The sequence below is a fragment of the Rhodococcus sp. H36-A4 genome, assembly GCF_027158005.1.
Lineage (GTDB): Bacteria > Actinomycetota > Actinomycetes > Mycobacteriales > Mycobacteriaceae > Rhodococcoides.
In genome coordinates, this window is the sequence record NZ_JAPVLQ010000001.1 from 994,826 (window position 1) to 1,015,060 (window position 20,235).

Sequence of the window (20,235 nt, forward strand, 5' to 3'; positions counted from 1 at the left end):
TGGCGACCGTTAGCCTGAGCACATGGCGACGCTCGACATCGCAGGTCGGAAAGTCTCGGTGACCAATCTCGACAAGGTGCTGTTTCCGAGTACTGGCACTACAAAAAGCGAGGTCATCGAGTACTACACGAGCATTGCCCCGGCAATGCTCCCGCACATCATCGGCCGAGCGGTCACCAGGAAGCGCTGGCCGAACGGCGTCGAGCAGCCTTCGTTCTTCGAGAAAAATCTTGCGTCTTCCGCCCCGGACTGGGTCGACAGGCGCGACATCACGCACTCCGATCGCGTCGTGACATACCCTCTCTTCTCCAGCGCTGCCGATCTCGCGTGGCTCGGCCAGCAAGGCGCGATCGAGGCGCATGTTCCGCAATGGCGATTCGACGGGAACGCACCGGGCCCCGCCACGAGGATGGTGTTCGATCTCGACCCCGGCGACGACGTCGACCTGGACCGCTGCGCCGAGGTCGCATGCGAGATTCGAGACATGATCTCCGAGATCGGATTCCGGGCGTTTCCGGTAACCAGCGGGAGCAAGGGGATTCATCTCTATGTGCCGCTGGAGAAGCCCCTGACGTCCTCTGGTGCCTCGACGGTGGCCAAGCGCGTCGCGACGTTGTTGGAGGATCGATCGCCCGATCGAGTGACGGCGACGATGGCGAAGGCCAAACGCACCGGCCGGGTGTTCGTGGATTGGTCGCAGAACAACGGGAAGAAGACGACCGTTGCGCCGTACTCGCTCCGAGGACGGGCTGAACCGACCGTCGCGGCCCCACGATCGTGGGACGAACTCGAGTCTCCAGGACTGAGGCAGTTGGGTTTCGAGGAAGTCCTCGCTCGTTACCGCCGCGACGGTGACCTGCTCGCCGACCTGGATCCACCGATCGAGTACTCCGAGCCGGACAAGCTGACCACGTATCGGAACAAGCGCAGTGCCGCCAAGACCCCGGAACCGATACCGGAGAGCACCGAGCAGACCGGGAACGGCGATACGTTCGTCATCCAAGAACATCATGCTCGACGGCTGCACTACGACTTCCGGCTCGAACACGACGGCGTCCTGGTCTCGTGGGCAGTGCCGAAGAACATTCCCGAGGACCCGGGGAAGAACCGCCTCGCCGTACGCACCGAAGACCACCCGCTCGAATACGCATCGTTCGAGGGCAGCATCCCCAAAGGTGAGTACGGGGGCGGGGAGGTGTCGATTTGGGACAGCGGTACCTACGAACTGGAGAAGTGGCGCGAGAACGAGGTGATCGTTGTCCTGCATGGAAACAAGGCGAAGGGGCGCTATGCGCTGATCCGCACCAAGGGCGATCAATGGCTCATGCATCTGATGAAGGACGCGGCTCCGATCACGGCAGACATCGCGCCGATGCTCGCTACGGCGGGTGATATCACCGACCTCGCCGACGGAGAGTGGGCGTTCGAGGGAAAGTGGGACGGATTCCGTGTGATCGCACGGTGTGCCCACGGAGAAATGAAGCTCGTATCGCGCGCCGGCAACGACCTCACCGCACGCTTTCCCTCGCTTTCCACTGTGGCCGACGAACTGGCAGACCACGATGTCATTCTCGACGGTGAAGCGGTGGTATTCGATACCGACGGCATAACCAGCTTCGAATTGTTACAGAACAGTTCGGGCCGAGAAGTGCGCTTTATCGCCTTCGATCTGCTGAATCTCGACGGCACGTCGCTGGTGAAAAAGAAGTACTCCGATAGGCGACGCCTACTCGAATTGCTGACGACCGGACTCGAGTCGGTGCTCGTGCCGGAGCAACTGACCGGCACGGCCGAAGAAGCACTCGCCGAGAGCGTCCGACGCGGCTGGGAGGGGGTCGTCGCCAAACGAACCGACTCGATCTATCAGCCGGGCAAGCGCGCCAAGACCTGGATCAAAACCAAGAACTGGCGGACCCAGGAGGTGGTCATCGGAGGTTGGCGACGCGGCCGCGGCCGTCGCGCAGGCGGTCTCGGGTCGCTGTTGGTCGGTGCTCCCGGGCCTGGCGGACTCCAGTATCTGGGTCGCGTCGGAACCGGTTTCAGCGACCGCGCACTCGAGCAGCTGAGTGAGCTGTTGGCTCCAATCGAGACCGACGAGTCGCCATTCTCCGAGCAACTTCCCACCGCAGACCGGAAAGATGCCGTCTGGACCACGCCGACTCTCGTCGCCGAGGTGCGGTTCTATGAATGGACCGAATCCATGCATCTCCGTCATCCGAGCTGGCGTGGAATTCGTGAAGACAAACGGCCATCGGAGGTCGTCATCGAGAACAACTCATAGCCCCGTACAGAACACTTATTTTCGTTGCTCTAATATTTCGGATTGCTTACTTTCTTCACTGCGCCCAGGGGGGCGGAGAGTAACGAGGGGTTGATTTTTTTACATATACCCCTCGTGTGGCTGCGAAATGAGCCAGTCTCAGTTCGAGTCCAATATTTTTCGAAAGGGTATGACGCTATGCGCGCTATTGCATTGATGGGGGCTGCCGGAGTGACCGCGGCCCTGGTCGCGTGTTCCGCCCTGGTGGCAGCTGTGCCGGCTGCTGCCGGTCCACTGCAACCGACGCCGATCTCGGACGCGTTCTACGGTCCGACGCCGGATCTGGAGGCGAAGAACCCGGGCGACATCATCTCGAGTCGACCGATGGCTCCGCCGGCCGGATTTTTGGACGTAGACGTCTGGCAGCTTCGATTCCGTTCGACGAATTCAACCGGAGCGCCGATCGCGGCGGTCACCACCGTCATCGCTCCGAAGAACAAGCCGTCCAACGGCCCCTTGCTTTCCTACCAACACATCATCAATGCACTCGGCTTGGAATGCGCTCCATCACAGGCGCTGTGGTCGAACGATCCCAACCTCGTCATTCGCGAAGCCCCGGCGCTGAACGCTGCGCTGCAGCGCGGCTGGACCGTCAACATCGCCGATCATCTCGGACCGAACAGTGCGTACGGCGCCGCGAAGATGGGCGGACAGATCGTCCTCGACAGCATTCGGGCCGCCCAGCACTTCGATCCACTCCAGGTAGCACAGAGCCCAGTAGCACTCGCGGGATACTCCGGGGGCGGCATGGCGACGGCGTGGGCTGCGGCTTTGCAGGCGGCCTACGCGCCGGAACTGAACATCGTCGGAAGCGCAGCAGGCGGAGCTCCGATGAACCTCGAACGGATGGCCCGCGAACTCGGATTCAATCCCCATCCCGTCTTCGGCCTCGCTTTCGCAGCAGCCCTCGGTCTCGAACGCGAATACCCCAACCGGATTCCGATCACAGCGCAGCTCAACCCGCTCGGGCAGCAAATGGCTCGTGAAATGCAGAACGGATGCACCAACGACATCCTTCGCGTGGGCGCCGGTAAGAGTGCCACCCAGGTCGCCAACACCACCGACCTGATCAACAGCCCGGAAATGGTCGCCGCCGTCAACGAGAACAGCGTCGAAATGTACCCAGGAGTGCCGAAAGCACCGTACTTCGAGTGGCACAGCCCGACCGACGCCCTGATCCCAGTCTCCTCGATCACCAACACGCTCGGCCGCTACTGCGCAGCCGGCGTCAAGGTCCAAGAGGTACAGGTGCAAAGCAACGACCACCTCACCGCAGCGGTCCTCGGATTGCCGCAGGCACTGGACTGGATCAACGCCCGCTTCGACGGAGCCCCAGCACCCAGCAACTGCTGAACCCCGGTCACTCCGCAGGCTGCGCTCCCACCGAAAACTGGGTCCGATGTAGCTCCTCGTAGCGTCCCCCCGCTGCGAGAAGCTCGCTATGGGTACCGCGCTGGACGATCCGACCTGCTTCGACGACCAAAATGACGTCGGCGGCACGGATAGTCGACAGTCGGTGAGCGATCACCACCGATGTCTTGCCCTCCAACGCTTCACTCAGCGCAGCCTGGACGGCGACCTCCGACGTCGAGTCCAACGACGCAGTTGCCTCGTCCAGAATCACCACACGCGGCCGCGCGACCAGCAGACGTGCGATAGTCAGCCGCTGCCTCTCACCGCCGGACAACCGGTACCCACGCTCGCCGACGACAGTGTCCAGCCCGTCAGGCAGCGAAGCAACGAGATCGCTGAGCCTGGCCCGGTTCAGTGCATCCCAGACTTCCTCGTCCGAAGCGTCCGGCCGCGGCAACACGATGTTCGCTCGGATGGTCTCGTGGAACAGATGCCCGTCCTGGGTCACCATTCCGACTACACCTCGGATCGACTCGGCGGTCAGGTCGCGCACGTCTACGCCGGCGAGACGTACTGCGCCACTGTCGACGTCGTACAGCCGTGCAATCAGCTGGGCGATCGTAGACTTACCTGCGCCCGAGGTGCCGACCAGTGCCACCATCTGGCCGGGCTCCGCGCGGAACGACACGCCGTGCAGAACTTGTTCGCCGCCACGCGAATCGAGCGTGGACACTTCTTCGAGCGAGGCCAGAGACACCTTGTCAGCCGACGGGTAGGCGAATCGGACGTCGTCGAGTTCTACCGACACCGGCCCGTCGGGAACGTGTGTCGCGTCAGGCTTGTCCTGGATCAACGGAACCAGATCGAGTACTTCGAAGACTCGCTCGAAGCTGACGAGCGCACTCATGATCTCGACGCGGGCGCTGGCCAGCTGTGTCAGCGGCGAATACAGCCGAGCGAGTAGCAGCGACAGCGCCACAACAGACCCAGGGTCGAGCTGTCCACGTAGCGCGTAGAAACCGCCGAGACCATAGACGACGGCAAGCGCAAGTGCCGACACGAGCGTCAACGCCGTGATGAAGACCGTCTGCACCATCGCGCTGCGCACGCCGATGTCCCGGACACGGGAAGCACGCACCGCGAACTCGGTGGATTCGACGTCGGGTTGGCCGAACAACTTCACCAACGTCGCTCCCGGGGCAGAAAACCGCTCGGTCATCTGCGTACTCATCGCCGAGTTGTGTTCTGCCGCCTCACGTTGCAGCCGCGCCAGCCTGCGACCCATCCGCCGCGCGGGTATGACGAAGACCGGCAATAGAATCAACGCCATCAGGGTGATCTGCCAAGAAATGCCGATCATGACGACCAACGTCAGCACCAGTGTGACCAGGTTGCTCACCACCCCGGACAGGGTGTCGCTGAATGCCCTCTGCGCACCGATGACGTCGTTGTTGAGCCGACTTACGAGGGCACCGGTTCTGGTGCGAGTGAAGAACGCGATCGGCATCCGCTGCACGTGATCGAACACTGCGGTACGTAGGTCGAGGATGAGCGCCTCGCCGATGTTCGAGGACAACCACCGACTGAATAGACCGATTGCCGCGTCGAAGATGGCGATGAGCCCGATCAGCAATGCCAGGCGCAGGACCACCTCGAACGCCTCACCGTCGACGATTGCATTGACGACTCGACCGGCGAGGACGGGCGTCGCGACCGCCAGCGCCGCGAGCACAACGCTGAGCAGGACGAATCCGATCAGCTTGCGCCGGTGTGGCTGCGCGAACGTCAATATCCTGCGTGCGGTCTCAGCCGAGAATTTCGTCTGTTGCGAGGAGGCATTCATCGTCCGATACATCTGGTTCCGCGCCGTGACTTCCATGCTCATGACTTGACCGTAGAACCTCGACGAATTTCGAGTTCGAGCGGTCACCGTAGCGACGGTCGGCTGTCCAGCAGTTCTAGTGGCGCGGACGGGCTCACTGCGGCATGCGGGTTGTTCACCTTCATTGACGTCCTCCCCGTTGTTCGGCCTTCTCCAGCGAAGCGAGCGATGTCATCGCTGCTGTTTCGATCCATTCGATCTTTCTGAGCACCTCGGCCGCCTCGGTCAGGAAGTCCGCCTGTCCCGTGCTACCGGCGTGGGCGATCAATTCTGAGGCTCGGGTCCAGAGCAGTGCGGATTCCGCGAACCGGGCCGCGTTCTCAACGATGATGTCCGCGTGTGATCTGCGTGCGACGAGCTCCTCGCTTTCGGTCAGGAAGTCCCGATACAGATTTCGGAACAGCGCCCCTCCAGTGCCCGCCCGCTCCATCAGCATCGCGATGACCGCGAGATCGCGAGCAGGGTCGGCCACTCGGTCGAACCATGATGGGATCCGCTTGGCCGCAGTGAGGATGCCGCGATTGCCGAGGTTGGCGATCGGGGGCGCAAGGAATTCCGTTGCGCAGGCAGTGATCGCAGGAACGATCGCCTCGTGGATCCGCTCGGGCCTCGCCGCTGCGGTGGGCACGTTCACAGTGAAGGCTCGGTGGTGTGCAGACATCGGTCCTCGTGCTGCTCGTGCCCGCGTCAAACTTTCCAGGGTGGTCGAGACCTTCCCGCCCTGCTGAGCCGTATCGATCAGGTATGCCGTGTCCTGGTCGTAGCCATACATGGCAACGACGTGACCGGCGAAATGCACCCTGGATCCGAAGTACTCCAGCTCGTAGCTGTCGAGCTGCAGGCCGACAGGTGTGCCGCGGTCGATGGTTGTGCGCAGTCGATCCCACGCCTTCCGCGCCGAGGTCGTCTCCTCCACACGCAGAGCCACTCCCAGTCGTGAGGTCAGGGCCTGTGTGAGCGCGAACGGCTTGACCCGGCCGCCGAGGAACGGCAGGTCCTGCTGTTTGGAATCCCAGTAAACGAACGACAACGCCGCGCCCAAACCGAACAGCATCGGCTCGGACAGCGAAAGCCCGGCGTGCGTCAGGAGAACGCCGAGCGCCGTCGTCTCGCAATGTAGTCCGCCGGCGGTGGGGACTGCGTCGATGATCGTTGCGTTGACCGGCCCGTCGCTGCCTCCTCGAGGCATCGATTCACTCATTGGACACCGGGACTCGAGTCGCGAGCCACGACCTCTCTGCCTCGAGGAGGCTCAGTGAATACGAGAAGACTTCGCGGGCGGGACGAGGGAGGGGGGACTGAGAGCGCTCAGCAGCGGTGACGGCGCTGATTCGTTTGTCGATCCAGATCAGGCGTCGCTGGAGTGAGTCGACGTAGTCCTCCTCGGAGATCAACGACAGGTTGGCGAGCCCGACGAGCACGGGGTGCACGACGGTTCGCTGGTCAGCGATGAACGTGACGGTGCTTTCTTTCGCGGCGTGCCGCCCCGCTGTGGTCGCATGGAACACCCGTCTGGACTTGGCACCGGTCTGAGCGTCATCGGACTCGATGAGTCCGCGACCTTCGAGCTTCGTGAGCACGTAATAAATAGACGAGAAGCCGATCTCGGCCCAGCGGCGGATCCCACGTTGTTCGATCACCTGGTCGAGGTCGTAGCCATGCCTTGGCTGCTCCGCGATGAGACCGAGGATGGCCAGTTCGGTCGGGGTCAATTCCACAGGTGTATTCTAGCACTAGGATAAGCGAGGCATGATCCTCGCACGGTCCTCCTCTCGGCGTTCTTCGACCGCTATGCAGCGTCAGTCGCCGATGACGAAGATGCTGGCCGGGGCACCGGAGAGTTCGTCGATAGCCAATCGCTGTCCCTTGAGCCGTCGGGAAGGAAGGAACTCGAATGCCTCGGTGCGCGTCGTTGAGCGTGTGATTTTCAGCGACGATCGGGGGTGATCTGTTGCCGCTTGTCGGCGTACCTCGACATGTCAGATGAGCATCAGCGACCGAAACGAGTTGTAGCGCCGACAATCACTTTGAAGGGTGGTGGGTGGGGTCCGTGTCGACCGTTAGCGCGATCACCGATAGGTCTAGATCGACCAGGCGATGCTGGCGCTGATGAGCATGATGACGCCAGTCGACAGACACACCCGGCCTGCACCTGCTGCCGCGCGATCTGGTGTGGCCGCTGGGGCACGAGGTGCTGTCGTATGAATTGTTGCTGCAGCTATGGAAATCGCAGCACCGACTATGAAATACAACGGCGTCGCGTAGAGCCAGGAGTAGGGCGCGAAGTGCACCACGACCATGAGGGCCATTGCTGAAGGGACTTGCGTGAATTGGTGTCGCGTAACGAGGGCAATGACGATGGGCAAGCCCAAGAGCTGGCCGAGCGCCAGTACCACCGACACGTTGTCCATCCCTGGCATCGTGGGAGTAGTCGGCCCAGGTGTGAGAGCCGTGAGCAAGAACGCCAGTGGCAAAGCGACCATGCCCTGAAACAATGTGCAGTATGCGCCGACCCTGGCTGACCACAGTCGCCAGACAACGGCACAGATGAGCCAGGTGAAACCGTACGCCGCCAGAAAACCCCACCCGTATCTGGTCGACTCGGCCAATATCTGGCGGTACTCATCAATGCTCATCCGGTCACTCCGTGGTCTGCTTATCGTCCTCGAGCCACACTATGCGGCGACCTGACGCCACGAAACGATCGAGGAACACTGCGATCGAACTGTCACTCCTCCGCAAAGGATGCAGTGCGCTGTCAAGGCTCAGCGACCAACGCCACACGTCCCGAGCACGACCGTTGCATCGATCTCATTCGAGCGCACCACGCGTGTGTCGAAGCCTGCGTCTCGAACGAGGCTCGCGGTCTCGGGTGCCTGCAGCGCGCTGGTTTCGATCAGCAGATGACCGCCGGGGACAAGCCAGCGCGATGCGTCCGCCGCCACCCGCCGCTGCACCGCAAGACCGTCGACACCGCCGTCGAGGGCCACCCTCGGTTCGTGATTGCGGGCTTCCGACGGCATCGAGCCGATCTCGTCCGTCGGAACGTAGGGCGCATTCGCCACCACGACATCGACGTTGCCGCGCAGGTTCAGCGGTAGTGCCGCATACAAGTCACCCTCGTGCACCTGCCCACCGAGAGGCTCGACATTGACTCGGGCGAACTCCAGAGCAACCGGATCCACGTCGGTGCAATGCAATTCGATGCCGGGATGCGCGGATGCAAGAGCAGCTCCGACTGCGCCCGAACCGCAACAGATGTCGACCACGGTCTCGATCTGTAGGGATGCGGCCTGCTCCACCAACAACTCGGTGCGTCGGCGAGGCACGAAAACACCGGGGCCGACGGTGACGCGTATGCCACAGAACTCGGCCCACCCGAGCAACTGCTCCAGCGGGATCCCCGACGCGCGTCGGGACACCATGTCTTCGAGTTCGGCGCCTTCGAATGCGGCGGTCATCAACTGTGCTTCGTCCTCGGCGTAGACACATCCGGCGGAACGGAGAATGTGGACGACGTCGAGTAGTAACAACGGATGGATCGAATCCTGTCGAATCATCGAGGAGCCTTCCGGGACGGCCGTGGCCAGCGCCCTACCGACTGTGTGACTTCCGATCCGACTTTAACGCAGCTCTCGCTCTCACGCAGGGAGAAAAATTCGTCCTGACAACGATCCACGCACCGTGTTGGTCGCGACGACCGCCCATGCGGTGACGAGGAGCACGAACAATGCGACGGCAAGCAGATGTAGCCCGGCACTGTTAGTTGCTGTTCCGAGAGCTGCGGCACCCGTGACACAGGTGCCGACGGGAAAGGTGAAGCTCCACCAGGTCAGCGAGAATCTCAGTCCCTGCGACGCAGCCCTGACGGTCAATACAGTGGCCGTCGCGAACACGATCGCGCCGAATATCGCCATCACAATTCCGTAGACGATCCCGAAGAGATGCAGACCCGACGCGATGGCTGTATCCTCGCCGGAGAACACTTTTGCCGAGACGCCGCCGAGCAGGTTCGCTGCGGTGATGGACTGGCCGATCAACCCGAGGCAGATCCACACTGTGGGCATGGCTGCAAGCGGCGGAGTGCCACCGCGAAGCAGGTGTCGCCCGATCAGCGCCATGGTGAACATGCCAACGGTCAAGCTCAGCGCGAACATCGCATAACAGGCGACAAGAAGGACCAATCGCGGTCGGCCGTCCATGTGCTGCAACAGAAATACTCCTGTCGAGGCAGAAACCATGGGTGGGACGACGGGCATCAGCCAAGCAGGCAGCGGCGCAGAGTGGGCGCGCGCAGCGATCATCCGCCATGGAATCCACACGGTTGTCGCCAGGCCCATCAGCGTGCCTGCCGTCCACAGGACCACGTCGATCGACAATGCCGCGCTCTGCCCCAGTACGTCCTTGCCGACGAGCAGTGTTCCGGCGCCGACCGTCAGAAACGCCATCGGCGGGGCACCGTAGAACAGTGACGCAACCGGGTGCCGTGCATATCGACGGGCATTGCCGCCGTGCAGGATCCAGTGCGCAGCGAACGCGACGACCAAGGCGATCAACGCGGTCGACGCGATTGCCCACACGATCAGCGCGAAGGTGTGGAGGCCGGTGACATGTAGCGGAAGCGTCGCCGCTGCGTTGGCGACGATGCCGGTGCCCATGATCGATGCGAACCAGTTGGGGCCGAGGTGTTCGAGCATCTGCCCAGGGCGGTCGAGGTTCTCGAACAGCCGTGTCCGCGATGATGTCAGGATGGCTGGTGGCGTCATGCCTCCACGTTGACTGCTCGAGTGCGCGGCCGGTAGAGGTCTTGCACTTGTGCGGCCACAATTTCCGATTGTTACGCCAGGTCAGCCGAGGTGACTTGACCGGCACATCAGAGTCGGACGACAGTTGACGGGTGACTCTGCCCGCCCCACGACCCAATCTACTCGCCGACTGTTCGAGCTGCTTCGGTCTCTGCTGCGTCGCGCTGCCGTTCGCCCGATCCTCCGACTTCGCCGTGGACAAGGATGCAGGCGAGCCCTGCCGCAATCTGCAGGAGGACTTTCGCTGCGGAATACACACGAAGCTCCGCAGCTCAGGATTCCGTGGGTGCACGGTGTACGACTGCTTCGGCGCCGGGCAACAAGTCTCACAGCACACGTTCGGCGGCCGAAGTTGGCGCGAGGACACCGCTCTGGCAGGTCGGATGTTCGAGGTCTTCCCTGTAGTGCGTGCTCTGCACGAACTGCTCTGGTATTTGACCGAGGCAGTCGGTCTTCCAGCGGCAGAACCCGTTCGTGCCCGACTGCAGAACATGCTCCGCGCCACCGAGGAACTGGCCGACGGGTCCGCCGAGGAGCTCGCACAGCTCGACGTCGATCGACATCGAGGACAAGTGAACGAGGTACTGCTGGCGGCCAGCGATCTGGTTCGGGCACAGGCAAAGGGCAAGAAAAGGAACTATCGAGGGGCGGACCTCGTCGGGAAGAGACTGACGGGCATCGACCTGGCCGGTGCCAGCTTCCGCGGCGCCTACCTTGTTGCAGCAGACATGCGAGGGTCCGATCTGCGATTCGCCGATATGATCGGTGCGGACCTACGCGACACCGACCTCTCCGGCGCGGATCTTCGAAAAAGCTTGTACCTCACGCAGTTTCAGATCAACGCCGCCATAGGCGATGCCGGAACCAGGATTCCCGACGCGCTCGAGCGTCCACCGCATTGGCCCAGAACCTAGCGCGTGCTCTCAACTCAACGCGATCAGATTTCTGGGGTCGGACAGCATCGATGCGATGTCGGCGAGAAATCTCGATCCCTGTTCGCCGTCGACGAGACGGTGATCGAACGACAAGCTCAACGTGGTCACCGATCGTAACGCGATCTCACCCTCGAACTCCCACGGTTGACGCCGGATTGCGCCGAAGCACAAGATCGCTGCCTCACCTGGATTCAGAATCGGTGTCCCCGAATCCACCCCGAAGACACCGACATTGGTGATAGTGATCGTTCCTTCGGCGAGATCGCCGGGCCCGGTCTTGCCTTCTTTTGCCGTCCCGGTCAACGCGGCCAGGGCATACGCAAGATCCTTCAGGCCGAGCATGTGCGCGTTCTTGATGTTGGGCACCATCAGGCCCCGCGGCGTGGCAGCGGCGATGCCCAGATTGACGTAGTGCTTGGTGACAACTTCCTGCCGGTCCTGGTCCCACTCGGAGTTCAAGCTCGGATTGCCCCGCAGCGCAACCAACATGGCTTTGGCAACCATCGCCAATGGCGTCAGCCGCACCTCGCGGAAATGATCGGTGGTTCGCAGCGAGTCCAGTAGTTCGATGGTCGCCGTGACATCGACGGTGATGAACTCGGTGACATGTGGAGCCGTGAAGGCACTGGCGACCATCGCTGCGGCCGTGTGCTTTCGGACGCCTGCGATCGGAGTACGAGTCTCATCCCTGCCAGCATCGACCTTCGCGGGCGCCTTCTCGGGAGCCCGGTCGAGGTAGGCCGCAATATCTGCACGAGTGACGTCGCCATGCACTCCGGTGGCGGGCACCTCGGCCAGATCGACGCCTTCCTGCTGCGCGACGTGCCGAACCGGCGGTGACGCCAACGGCTTGGCGATGGCCGAAAGGGCTACCGGAGGCGCGGGCTGTCTGCGGTTCGCTCGTTTGCTCGGCGCCACCCCGGCAACCCCGTATCCGACCAGGACGGGAACATGGTCATCCTGTTGGGGCGGTTCTTCCGGTGCAGGATCGACCTCGGTTGCTTGGGAAATATCGATCAGTGCGGTGCCGACCTCGACGGTGGTTCCCACTTCTGCACGAAGAGCGGTGACGATGCCCGCGTAGGGGGAAGGCAGTTCGACACACGCCTTGACGGTCTCCACCTCGGCGATGACCTGATTGAGTTCGATGGTGTCACCGACCTTCACCAACCAGGTGATCAGTTCGGCTTCGGTGAGGCCCTCCCCGAGGTCTGGAAGCAGAAAGCTCTTGACGGTCGCCATGTCAGGTCTGTCCGAAAGCGAGTGCGCGGTCGACGGCGTCGAGAATCCGGTCGGCATCCGGAAGGAAGTGCGCCTCCAGCTTCGCCGGCGGGTACGGAGTGCTGAATCCACAGACTCGCAGTACCGGCGCTTCGAGGCTGTAGAAACACTGCTCCTGCACGCGCGCAGCAACTTCCGCACCGATACCGAGGAAGGTAGCGGCCTCGTGCGTCACGACGAGTCGGCCGGTTTTGCGTACCGAGGCGCTGATCGTGTCCATGTCGAGTGGGGAGAGGGAGCGCAAGTCGATGATTTCGATCGAATGTCCCTCCTCTGCACCAATATTCGCTGCCTGAAGCGCGGTGGTCACCAGAGGTCCGTACGCGACGATCGTCGCGTCGGTGCCTGCGCGCACGACGCGAGCCTTGTGCAGCGGATAGGCATCGTCGAGTGAAGCCGTGACGTCGACCTCGCCCTTCTGCCAATAGCGACGCTTTGGTTCGAAGAACAACACCGGATCGTCCGACGCGATGGCCTGCCGAATCATCGTGTTGGCGTCGGCCGCGTTGCTGCAGCTGACCACGCGAAGGCCTGCGGTTTGGGCGAAGTAGCCCTCGGGGGACTCCGAGTGATGCTCGACGGCGCCGATACCACCTCCGTAGGGGACGCGGATGGTGATAGGCATCTTGACGTTGCCGCTGGTTCGATAGTGCAGCTTGGCCACCTGCGAGACGATCTGGTCGAAAGCAGGGTAGATGAAGCCATCGAACTGAATCTCGCAGACCGGGCGGTAACCGCGAATGGCCAAACCTACTGCCATGCCGATGATTCCGGACTCGGCGAGCGGAGTGTCGATTACCCGGTTCGGCCCGAAATCCTTCTGCAGCCCCTCGGTGATCCTGAAGACACCACCTAGTTTGCCGATGTCCTCACCGAGAAGTATCACCTTCGGATCTTCGTCCATGGCTCGGCGCAATCCGGCGTTCAGCGCCTTTCCGAGCGGAAGCGTCTTCGGCGCGATCGGGAACGTCCTGGGCGCGGCGAGTGTTGCGGTCATGACCGTGCTCCTTCGAATCCGGCAAGGTAAGCGGAATAGTGTTCCCGCTCTTCGGTTATCAGCGAGTGCGGCTCGGAATAGACGTGGTCGAACAGCGACATCGGCGACGGCTCGATCGTGCCGAGACATCCCGCTCGCAGCTGATCCGCCGTCGTATCTGCGCGGTCCCGTACTCGGGACTGAAATTCCTCGTCCAGTCCGCCTGCGCGCTCGAGCAGCAACCGGATCCGTTCGATCGGATCTTTACGCTTCCACTCGTCGTCGAGTGCAGCGGACCGATACCGCGTCGGGTCATCGGATGTGGTGTGCGGACCCATGCGATACGTGAGAGCCTCGATCAGCGTCGGGCCACTTCCTTCACGTGCCCTGGCCAACGCAATACGCGTCGCCGCCAGCACTGCCAGGACGTCGTTACCATCCACACGCAGGGCCGGAACCCCGAATCCGCGACCTCGTTCGGCAATGGTGATGTGGGTTTGGACTGATACCGGCGCCGAGATCGCCCACTGGTTGTTCTGGCAGAAGAACACCACCGGTGCACTGAAACTGGCAGCGAATCCGAGCGCCTCGGAGATATCGCCCTGACTGGTCGCGCCATCACCGAAATAGGTGATGACAGCGCCCTCCGCGCCGTCGAACTTCATCCCCAGCCCGTAGCCAGTGGCGTGCAGACCCTGCGATCCGACGATGATGGCCGGCGTCGTCATGTTGTAGTCGTAGGGATTCCAGCCCGACTGTGTCGAACCGCGCCAGAATCGGAGCATCTCCGTCGGGTCGACGCCCCGGCAATATGCGACGCCGTGCTCACGGTAGCTGGCGAACACGAAGTCCTCGGAGTGCAGAGCGCGAGCCGAACCCACCTGCGCGGCTTCCTGACCGAGCAGCGGCGCCCACAGTCCGAGCTCGCCCTGACGCTGCAACGCTGTCGCCTCGGCGTCGATGCGCCGAACTACGACGAGATCCTCGTACAGACCACGCACGGTGGCGATCGTGACGTCAGCAATTGCCTCGCTGTACTCCGACTGGGGTGTCCGCTTGCCCTCCGGTGTGACGATCTGGATGAGCGTGTCTTCACTGCTGCTCGCGTTCATGACCTCGCCGCCAATCCATCTACACTGTTACCTACGACACAACTCGCAATCATCAGCTAGCGCAATAGTTGGTTTCTCGATTGAGCAGGATGCACGATTATGGCCTCCCCATGAGTGCTGATGTTGCGCTCGATGTCTCATCAGCCGGCTCTGACCAGGGCGCGTGGGCCCCTCCGCGTCACCTCGCTCGGATGACCACCACCACATCGCGAATCCAGCGTCCATCGCCCCTGGTCGTTAGGATTGCCAATCCTGTGTATGGCATCATTTTCCTGTAGACGGCTGGAGAGTCCCGCTGCGCCGACAAAGGACATTCGATGAAAAGACGAAACGGACTGACGTCTGCGGTTGCGCTCGCCGCTGCCGCTGTGCTGACCATGGCGGGGTGCTCGAATTCCGGATCGGACGACGAGGCGGACTCTGGCGCGGCCGAGAAGATCACCGTGTACAACGCGCAGCACGAGTCGCTGACGCAGGAATGGGCCGATGCCTTCACTGCGGAGTCGGGCATCGAGGTGGAACTGCGTAACGGCAGCGATTCCGAACTCGGCAACCAACTCGTAGCCGAGGGCGATCGGTCACCCGCAGATGTGTTTCTCACCGAGAACTCCCCCGCGATGACGCTGGTCGAGAACGCCGGGCTGTTCGCCGACGTGAACCAGGACGCCCTCGATCAGGTGCCGAGCGAATACCGTCCGTCGAGCAACAAGTGGACCGGCATCGCAGCCCGTTCCACCGTCTTCGCGTACAACAAGGACATGCTGAAGCAGGATCAGCTGCCGAAGTCACTGCTCGACCTGCAGGACCCCGCATGGAAAGACCGCTGGGCCGCCTCACCCTCGGGCGCCGATTTCCAGGCTATCGTCAGCGCTCTGCTGGAACTGAAGGGCGAAGACGCCACTCAGCAATGGCTGGCGGGGATGAAGGACAACGTCCGCACCTACAAGGGCAACAGCACGGTGATGAAGGCCGTCAATGCCGGGGAAATCCCGGGCGGGGTCATCTACCACTACTACTGGTTCGGGGATCAGGCCAAGACCGGCGAAAACAGCAAGAATGTCGCACTCCACTACTTCAAGAACGAGGATCCAGGCGCATTTGTCAGCGTCTCCGGTGGGGGCGTCCTGGAGTCCAGTTCGAAACAGGATGCGGCACAACAATTCCTGAAGTTCATCACCGGCAAGCAGGGTCAGGACGTCCTGCAGACCGGAACGTCGTTCGAGTACACGGTGGGCAGCGACGTCGCAGCGAACCCGGAGCTCGTTCCGCTGGCTGATCTCCAGGCGCCGCAGGTCGACCCGGCGAAGCTCAACAGCCCGCAGGTTTCCGAACTGATGACCGAAGCCGGCCTGCTCTGAATCTCGAACTGATCGGCCGGCGACGGCCGAGGGAGTCGAATACGTTGCGTCGCGGGAGATCCCGACGTCGTATCTCGTTGCCCTTGGCCGTCGCCGCGCTCGTCGTGGCGGCCGCATCGATCATCCCGCTCGGGTACGTGATCGTAGAAAGTATCGACACGGGCTTCGATACTGCGTCGTCTTTATTGTTCCGACCCAGGGTTGGGGAACTACTCACCAACACGGTATTGCTGGTCGTCATCACAGTGCCGATCTGCATCGTCGTCGGCGTCATGGCTGCCTGGCTCGTCGAACGCACCCGAGTGTTCGGAGCCAAGGTCTGGGCCGTGCTGCTGGCGGCACCACTTGCCGTACCGGCGTTCGTGAACAGTTATTCGTGGGTGAGCACGGTCCCCTCCCTCGGTGGATTGCACGGCGGCGTTCTCATTGCGACGCTGTCGTATTTTCCGCTGGTCTACATTCCCGTATCCGCGACGCTACGTCGACTCGACCCGGCGGTAGAGGAATCGGCGCGCGCGCTCGGCGCCGGACCGTGGGCAGTGTTCTTCCAGGTCGTGGTGCCTCAGCTACGGCTGGCCATCGCCGGCGGGGCACTGTTGGTCTCCCTGCACCTGCTCGCCGAGTACGGCGCGTTCGTTTTCATCCGATTCGACACGTTCACCACCGCGATCTTCGATCAGTACCAGTCGACGTTCAACGGGTCGGCAGCAACGATGCTCGCCAGTGTTCTGGTGTTGCTCTGTCTCACGCTGCTGGTGATCGAATCGGTCGTCAGGGGAAACGCGCGGTATGCCCGCATCGGCGCCGGCGCCGCGCGTCGGGCAGTCCCCGCCGAACTGGGTTGGAAGAACTCGATGGCCGCGTTGTTGTTCCTCGCGGCGCTGATCGTCCTGTCCGTCGGTGTTCCCGTGGTCAGCGTCCTGCGCTGGCTCGTCATCGGCGGGACCGCGGTCTGGGAGCTCGATTTTCTTGGGTCCGCGGTGGTCCAGACCGTCGGCTTCGGTGTTGCCGGCGCGGTTGTGACGTGTGTGCTCGCCTTCCCGATCGCCTGGATTTCGATCCGCCGCCGCGGGCGATTCAGTCGCGTCCTCGAAGCCTGCACGTACATCTCGAGCTCGCTACCAGGGATCGTGGTGGCACTGGCATTCATCACCGTGTCCATCCGTTACCTGCAGCCTCTCTATCAAACCGTCACCGTCGTGATCGCGGCTTATGCGCTGCTCTTTCTGCCTCGCGCGCTGGTGAACCTGAGAGCCGGACTCGCGCAGGCGCCCATCGGTCTGGAGGAGTCCGCACAGTCGCTCGGTATCTCACCGCTGTCAGCCTTCATCCGAGTGACGTTGCCGCTCGCCGCCCCAGCGACGGCGGCCGGTGGAGCGTTGGTGTTCCTCGGAATCGTCAACGAATTGACCGCGACTCTGCTGCTGGCGCCGACTGGTACTCGTACGCTTGCCACGCAGTTCTGGTCGCTGAGCAGCGAGATCGACTACGCCGGGGCGGCGCCGTACGCGTTCATGATGATCGTGCTGTCACTGCCCATGACCTACGTACTCTTCACTCAGTCGAAGAAGGTAGCCGGATTATGACCTACGCACTCGAAGTGCACGGCCTCGACAAGAGGTTCGGAGCTACGACCGTCCTTCACCAGATCGGGCTCACCGTCGAAGGTGGGTCCACCACCGCGATCGTCGGTCCATCCGGGTGTGGCAAAACCACGTTGCTCCGTCTGATTGCTGGATTCGAAAGACCGGACGCTGGAACCATCGCACTTGCAGGCCGTGTCGTTGCCGGCGGAAGTTGGACGCCCGCGCACCGACGGTCGATAGGCTACGTCGCCCAGGACGGGGCATTGTTCCCGCACACCACTGTCGGTGCCAACGTCGGATTCGGGTTGCCCCGACGAGGCCGGACCGCAGCCAGAATCACCGAACTGCTCGAAATGGTCTCGCTGGACGCATCTTTCGCTACCCGTCGACCCGACCAACTCTCGGGCGGGCAACAGCAACGCGTAGCACTTGCGCGGGCACTGGCGCGCGAACCGGAACTGATGCTGCTCGACGAACCGTTCTCTGCGCTCGACGCCGGGTTGCGGGCGCATACGCGTCGGATCGTCGCCGGCGTCCTGGAGAAGGCCGGAATAACTACGATTCTCGTCACTCACGATCAGCCCGAGGCTCTTTCGTTCGCCGACCGCGTGGCAGTGATGAGCGCAGGCCGCCTCGCGCAGATCGGAACCCCCAGCGAAATCTACTCCACGCCCATCGACGTCCCCACCGCGCGATTCATCGGCGACGCCGTCGTGTTGGCAGCCTTCGTCAACGAAGGCACGGCCCGCTGCGCCCTCGGCGACATCGCGGTGGCAACTAACGACGTACATGGTGACGCGCGCATCATGGTGCGTCCGGAGCAGATCGAACTCACTTCGGACGGCACTGGCGTATCCGGAAGAGTGATCGACGTCGAGTACCTCGGATCGGAGATGCTGCTCGGCATCCGCCTGGATACCGCAACTGGAACGGACACCGAACGGGTGACGGTCCGGCGCTTCGGTGCCACCACCCTCATCCCTGGAGACCGCGTGTGCGTCCGTGTCGTCGGCCAGGCTGTGACATACCCGGCCTGAAAAGAAGTCGGCACCCAGCTACCCTCGATTATGGCCGTACATCCGAAGCTCCGCGCAATTCCAGGCCTCACCAGCACCTTTGCCGATCAGTTGGAGGGCCTTGCGGTCTCCTGGGAAGGCGCATCCGCGCCCGAGCCGCGACTGCTCGTCCTCAACGAGGAGTTGGCGACGTCCTTGACGCTCGACGTCGATGTGCTGCGCAGTGAGGACGGAGTGGCAATCCTGTCCGGATCAGCAGCTCCCGAAGGGTCGACCCCAGTGGCGATGGCCTACGCCGGGCACCAATTCGGTGGATACGTACCCATGCTCGGCGACGGGCGCGCACTGCTGCTCGGTGAACTCAGCAGCGCCCAGGGCCAGGTCGATCTGCACCTCAAAGGATCTGGTCGTACACCTTTCTCACGCGGCGGCGACGGCCTGGCCGCGATGGGACCGATGCTGCGCGAATACATGATCAGCGAGGCGATGAATTCCCTCGGCGTCCCCACCACGCGAGCGCTATCGGTCACCGCCACCGGCCGCGAGGTGATGCGCGAGGGCCCCGAGCCCGGCGCGGTGCTGGCCCGAGTCGCCGCCAGCCACATTCGCGTCGGAACTTTCGAGTTCGCGGTACGACAGGAAGGCCAGGTGCAACTACTCGCCGACTACACCATTGCCCGTCACTATCCGGATCTTGCCGGGGACTACTCTGCATTCTTCGAGGCCGTCGTCGAAGCACAAGCGTCGCTGGTCGCGCGATGGATGCTCACCGGATTCGTCCACGGCGTGATGAACACCGACAACACCACGATCTCCGGCCAGACCATCGACTACGGCCCCTGCGCATTCCTCGATGCCTACGATCGGTCTGCGGTGTTCAGTTCGATCGACCACGGTGGTCGTTACGCCTTCGGGAACCAACCCGCCGTGCTGCAGTGGAACTTGGCGAGATTCGGCGAAACGCTACTCTCACTGATCGGACTTACTCCCGAACAAGCGATCCCGGTTGTGACAGACATTCTCGATACCTTCTTCGATCGGTACGAACGCCACTTCGCGACGGGCATGGCGGCCAAGCTCGGCCTGACCGAGGAGCAACTCGACGGAGTATCGGTCGACGACCTGCTCCAACTCATGGAAACCCACGGCGCCGACTGGACCGGCACCTTCCGTGCACTCGCGGACGAACTGCGCGGCAACCCCGAGCCCCTCGACGCTCTGATCCCGCGCGAACACAGCCGGCCGTGGCTCGACCGTTGGCGGTCCGTCCTGACCGACCATGACCACACAGCCGAGGCGATGGACCGCATCAATCCGCTGTACATCCCACGCAACCATCTCGTCGACGCTGCTTTGCGCGCGGCAACGGGCGGCGACCTCGAGCCGTTCGAGAAGCTACTCGACGTCGTGACCCATCCGTTCGACCTCCGCGAAGGCTGGTCGGACTACGCGCAACCTGCACCGCAACTGTTCGCGGAGAGCTTCCGGACGTACTGCGGGACCTGATCTGTGCTTTTCCGCGCCCCTTGATCGCTTCAATGGCCCTTTCATACGATTGTTTCGTATGAAAGGGCCATTGAAGCAAAGGAATTGGGCGCAAGCGGAGGTGGG

At 62.6% G+C, this 20,235-nt stretch carries 16 protein-coding genes; 7 read left to right on the top strand and 9 right to left on the bottom strand.

The features are described 5' to 3' along the window. Positions 1-22 precede the first annotated feature (22 nt). Together O1W68_RS04555 and O1W68_RS04560 are read left to right on the top strand one after the other, a co-directional pair. On the top strand, positions 23-2,281 hold the full coding sequence (locus tag O1W68_RS04555; RefSeq protein WP_269301670.1) for an ATP-dependent DNA ligase: 2,259 nt from the start codon (positions 23-25) through the stop codon (positions 2,279-2,281). 177 nt (positions 2,282-2,458) lie between these two features. Beyond that, a complete protein-coding gene (locus O1W68_RS04560; protein ID WP_269301671.1) occupies positions 2,459-3,673 on the top strand; it encodes a lipase family protein in 1,215 nt (404 codons plus the stop codon). 7 nt (positions 3,674-3,680) lie between these two features. Here O1W68_RS04560 and O1W68_RS04565 read toward each other — a convergent pair whose 3' ends face one another. The 6 genes from O1W68_RS04565 to O1W68_RS04590 form a co-directional block, all read right to left on the bottom strand. Then, the gene (locus O1W68_RS04565) at positions 3,681-5,558 is read right to left on the bottom strand and encodes an ABC transporter ATP-binding protein (protein WP_269301672.1); all 1,878 of its coding nucleotides are present in this window, start codon (positions 5,556-5,558) and stop codon (positions 3,681-3,683) included. A 118-nt stretch (positions 5,559-5,676) separates the two neighbouring features. Beyond that, a complete protein-coding gene (locus tag O1W68_RS04570; protein WP_269301673.1) occupies positions 5,677-6,744 on the bottom strand; it encodes a BtrH N-terminal domain-containing protein in 1,068 nt (355 codons plus the stop codon). Between the two features lie 4 nt (positions 6,745-6,748). Then, positions 6,749-7,273, bottom strand: coding sequence for a PadR family transcriptional regulator (locus O1W68_RS04575; RefSeq protein ID WP_269301674.1), 525 nt, complete (start codon positions 7,271-7,273; stop codon positions 6,749-6,751). 363 nt (positions 7,274-7,636) lie between these two features. Then, complete coding sequence (locus tag O1W68_RS04580) at positions 7,637-8,191, bottom strand: DUF7010 family protein (protein ID WP_269301675.1); 555 nt, start codon at positions 8,189-8,191, stop codon at positions 7,637-7,639. Between the two features lie 129 nt (positions 8,192-8,320). Beyond that, on the bottom strand, positions 8,321-9,115 hold the full coding sequence (locus O1W68_RS04585) for a putative protein N(5)-glutamine methyltransferase (RefSeq protein ID WP_269301676.1): 795 nt from the start codon (positions 9,113-9,115) through the stop codon (positions 8,321-8,323). An 81-nt stretch (positions 9,116-9,196) separates the two neighbouring features. Further along, positions 9,197-10,321, bottom strand: a complete 1,125-nt coding sequence (locus tag O1W68_RS04590) for a TDT family transporter (protein ID WP_269301677.1) — start codon at positions 10,319-10,321, stop codon at positions 9,197-9,199. 137 nt (positions 10,322-10,458) lie between these two features. On the opposite strand from O1W68_RS04590, the gene O1W68_RS04595 reads away from it, so the two are divergent. Then, positions 10,459-11,274, top strand: a complete 816-nt coding sequence (locus tag O1W68_RS04595; RefSeq protein ID WP_269301796.1) for a pentapeptide repeat-containing protein — start codon at positions 10,459-10,461, stop codon at positions 11,272-11,274. Between the two features lie 9 nt (positions 11,275-11,283). Here O1W68_RS04595 and O1W68_RS04600 read toward each other — a convergent pair whose 3' ends face one another. From O1W68_RS04600 to pdhA, 3 genes are read right to left on the bottom strand one after another with little or no spacing between them, the layout of a single operon-like run. Next, the gene (locus tag O1W68_RS04600; protein WP_269301678.1) at positions 11,284-12,537 is read right to left on the bottom strand and encodes a dihydrolipoamide acetyltransferase family protein; all 1,254 of its coding nucleotides are present in this window, start codon (positions 12,535-12,537) and stop codon (positions 11,284-11,286) included. Between the two features lies 1 nt (position 12,538). Continuing rightward, positions 12,539-13,573 (bottom strand): alpha-ketoacid dehydrogenase subunit beta, encoded by a 1,035-nt coding sequence (locus O1W68_RS04605; RefSeq protein WP_269301679.1) that lies wholly within the window; start codon positions 13,571-13,573, stop codon positions 12,539-12,541. Next, positions 13,570-14,664, bottom strand: a complete 1,095-nt coding sequence (pdhA, locus tag O1W68_RS04610) for a pyruvate dehydrogenase (acetyl-transferring) E1 component subunit alpha (protein ID WP_269301680.1) — start codon at positions 14,662-14,664, stop codon at positions 13,570-13,572. Before pdhA ends, O1W68_RS04605 begins: the two co-directional genes overlap by 4 nt. Positions 14,665-14,981: 317 nt before the next feature. On the opposite strand from pdhA, the gene O1W68_RS04615 reads away from it, so the two are divergent. The 4 genes from O1W68_RS04615 to O1W68_RS04630 all read left to right on the top strand — a co-directional run bounded on the left by O1W68_RS04615 (position 14,982) and on the right by O1W68_RS04630 (position 20,130). After that, a complete protein-coding gene (locus O1W68_RS04615; RefSeq protein WP_269301681.1) occupies positions 14,982-16,022 on the top strand; it encodes an iron ABC transporter substrate-binding protein in 1,041 nt (346 codons plus the stop codon). A gap of 71 nt (positions 16,023-16,093) precedes the next feature. Continuing rightward, a complete protein-coding gene (locus O1W68_RS04620; protein ID WP_269301797.1) occupies positions 16,094-17,608 on the top strand; it encodes an ABC transporter permease in 1,515 nt (504 codons plus the stop codon). Next, entirely contained in the window at positions 17,605-18,645 is a 1,041-nt protein-coding gene (locus tag O1W68_RS04625; RefSeq protein ID WP_269301682.1) for an ABC transporter ATP-binding protein, read from the top strand. The genes O1W68_RS04620 and O1W68_RS04625 overlap by 4 nt, the downstream gene beginning before the upstream one ends. 30 nt (positions 18,646-18,675) lie before the next feature. Next, positions 18,676-20,130 carry a protein adenylyltransferase SelO gene (locus O1W68_RS04630; RefSeq protein ID WP_269301683.1) on the top strand — a complete coding sequence of 485 codons (1,455 nt, stop codon included), beginning with the start codon at positions 18,676-18,678 and terminating at the stop codon, positions 20,128-20,130. Positions 20,131-20,235 lie beyond the last annotated feature (105 nt).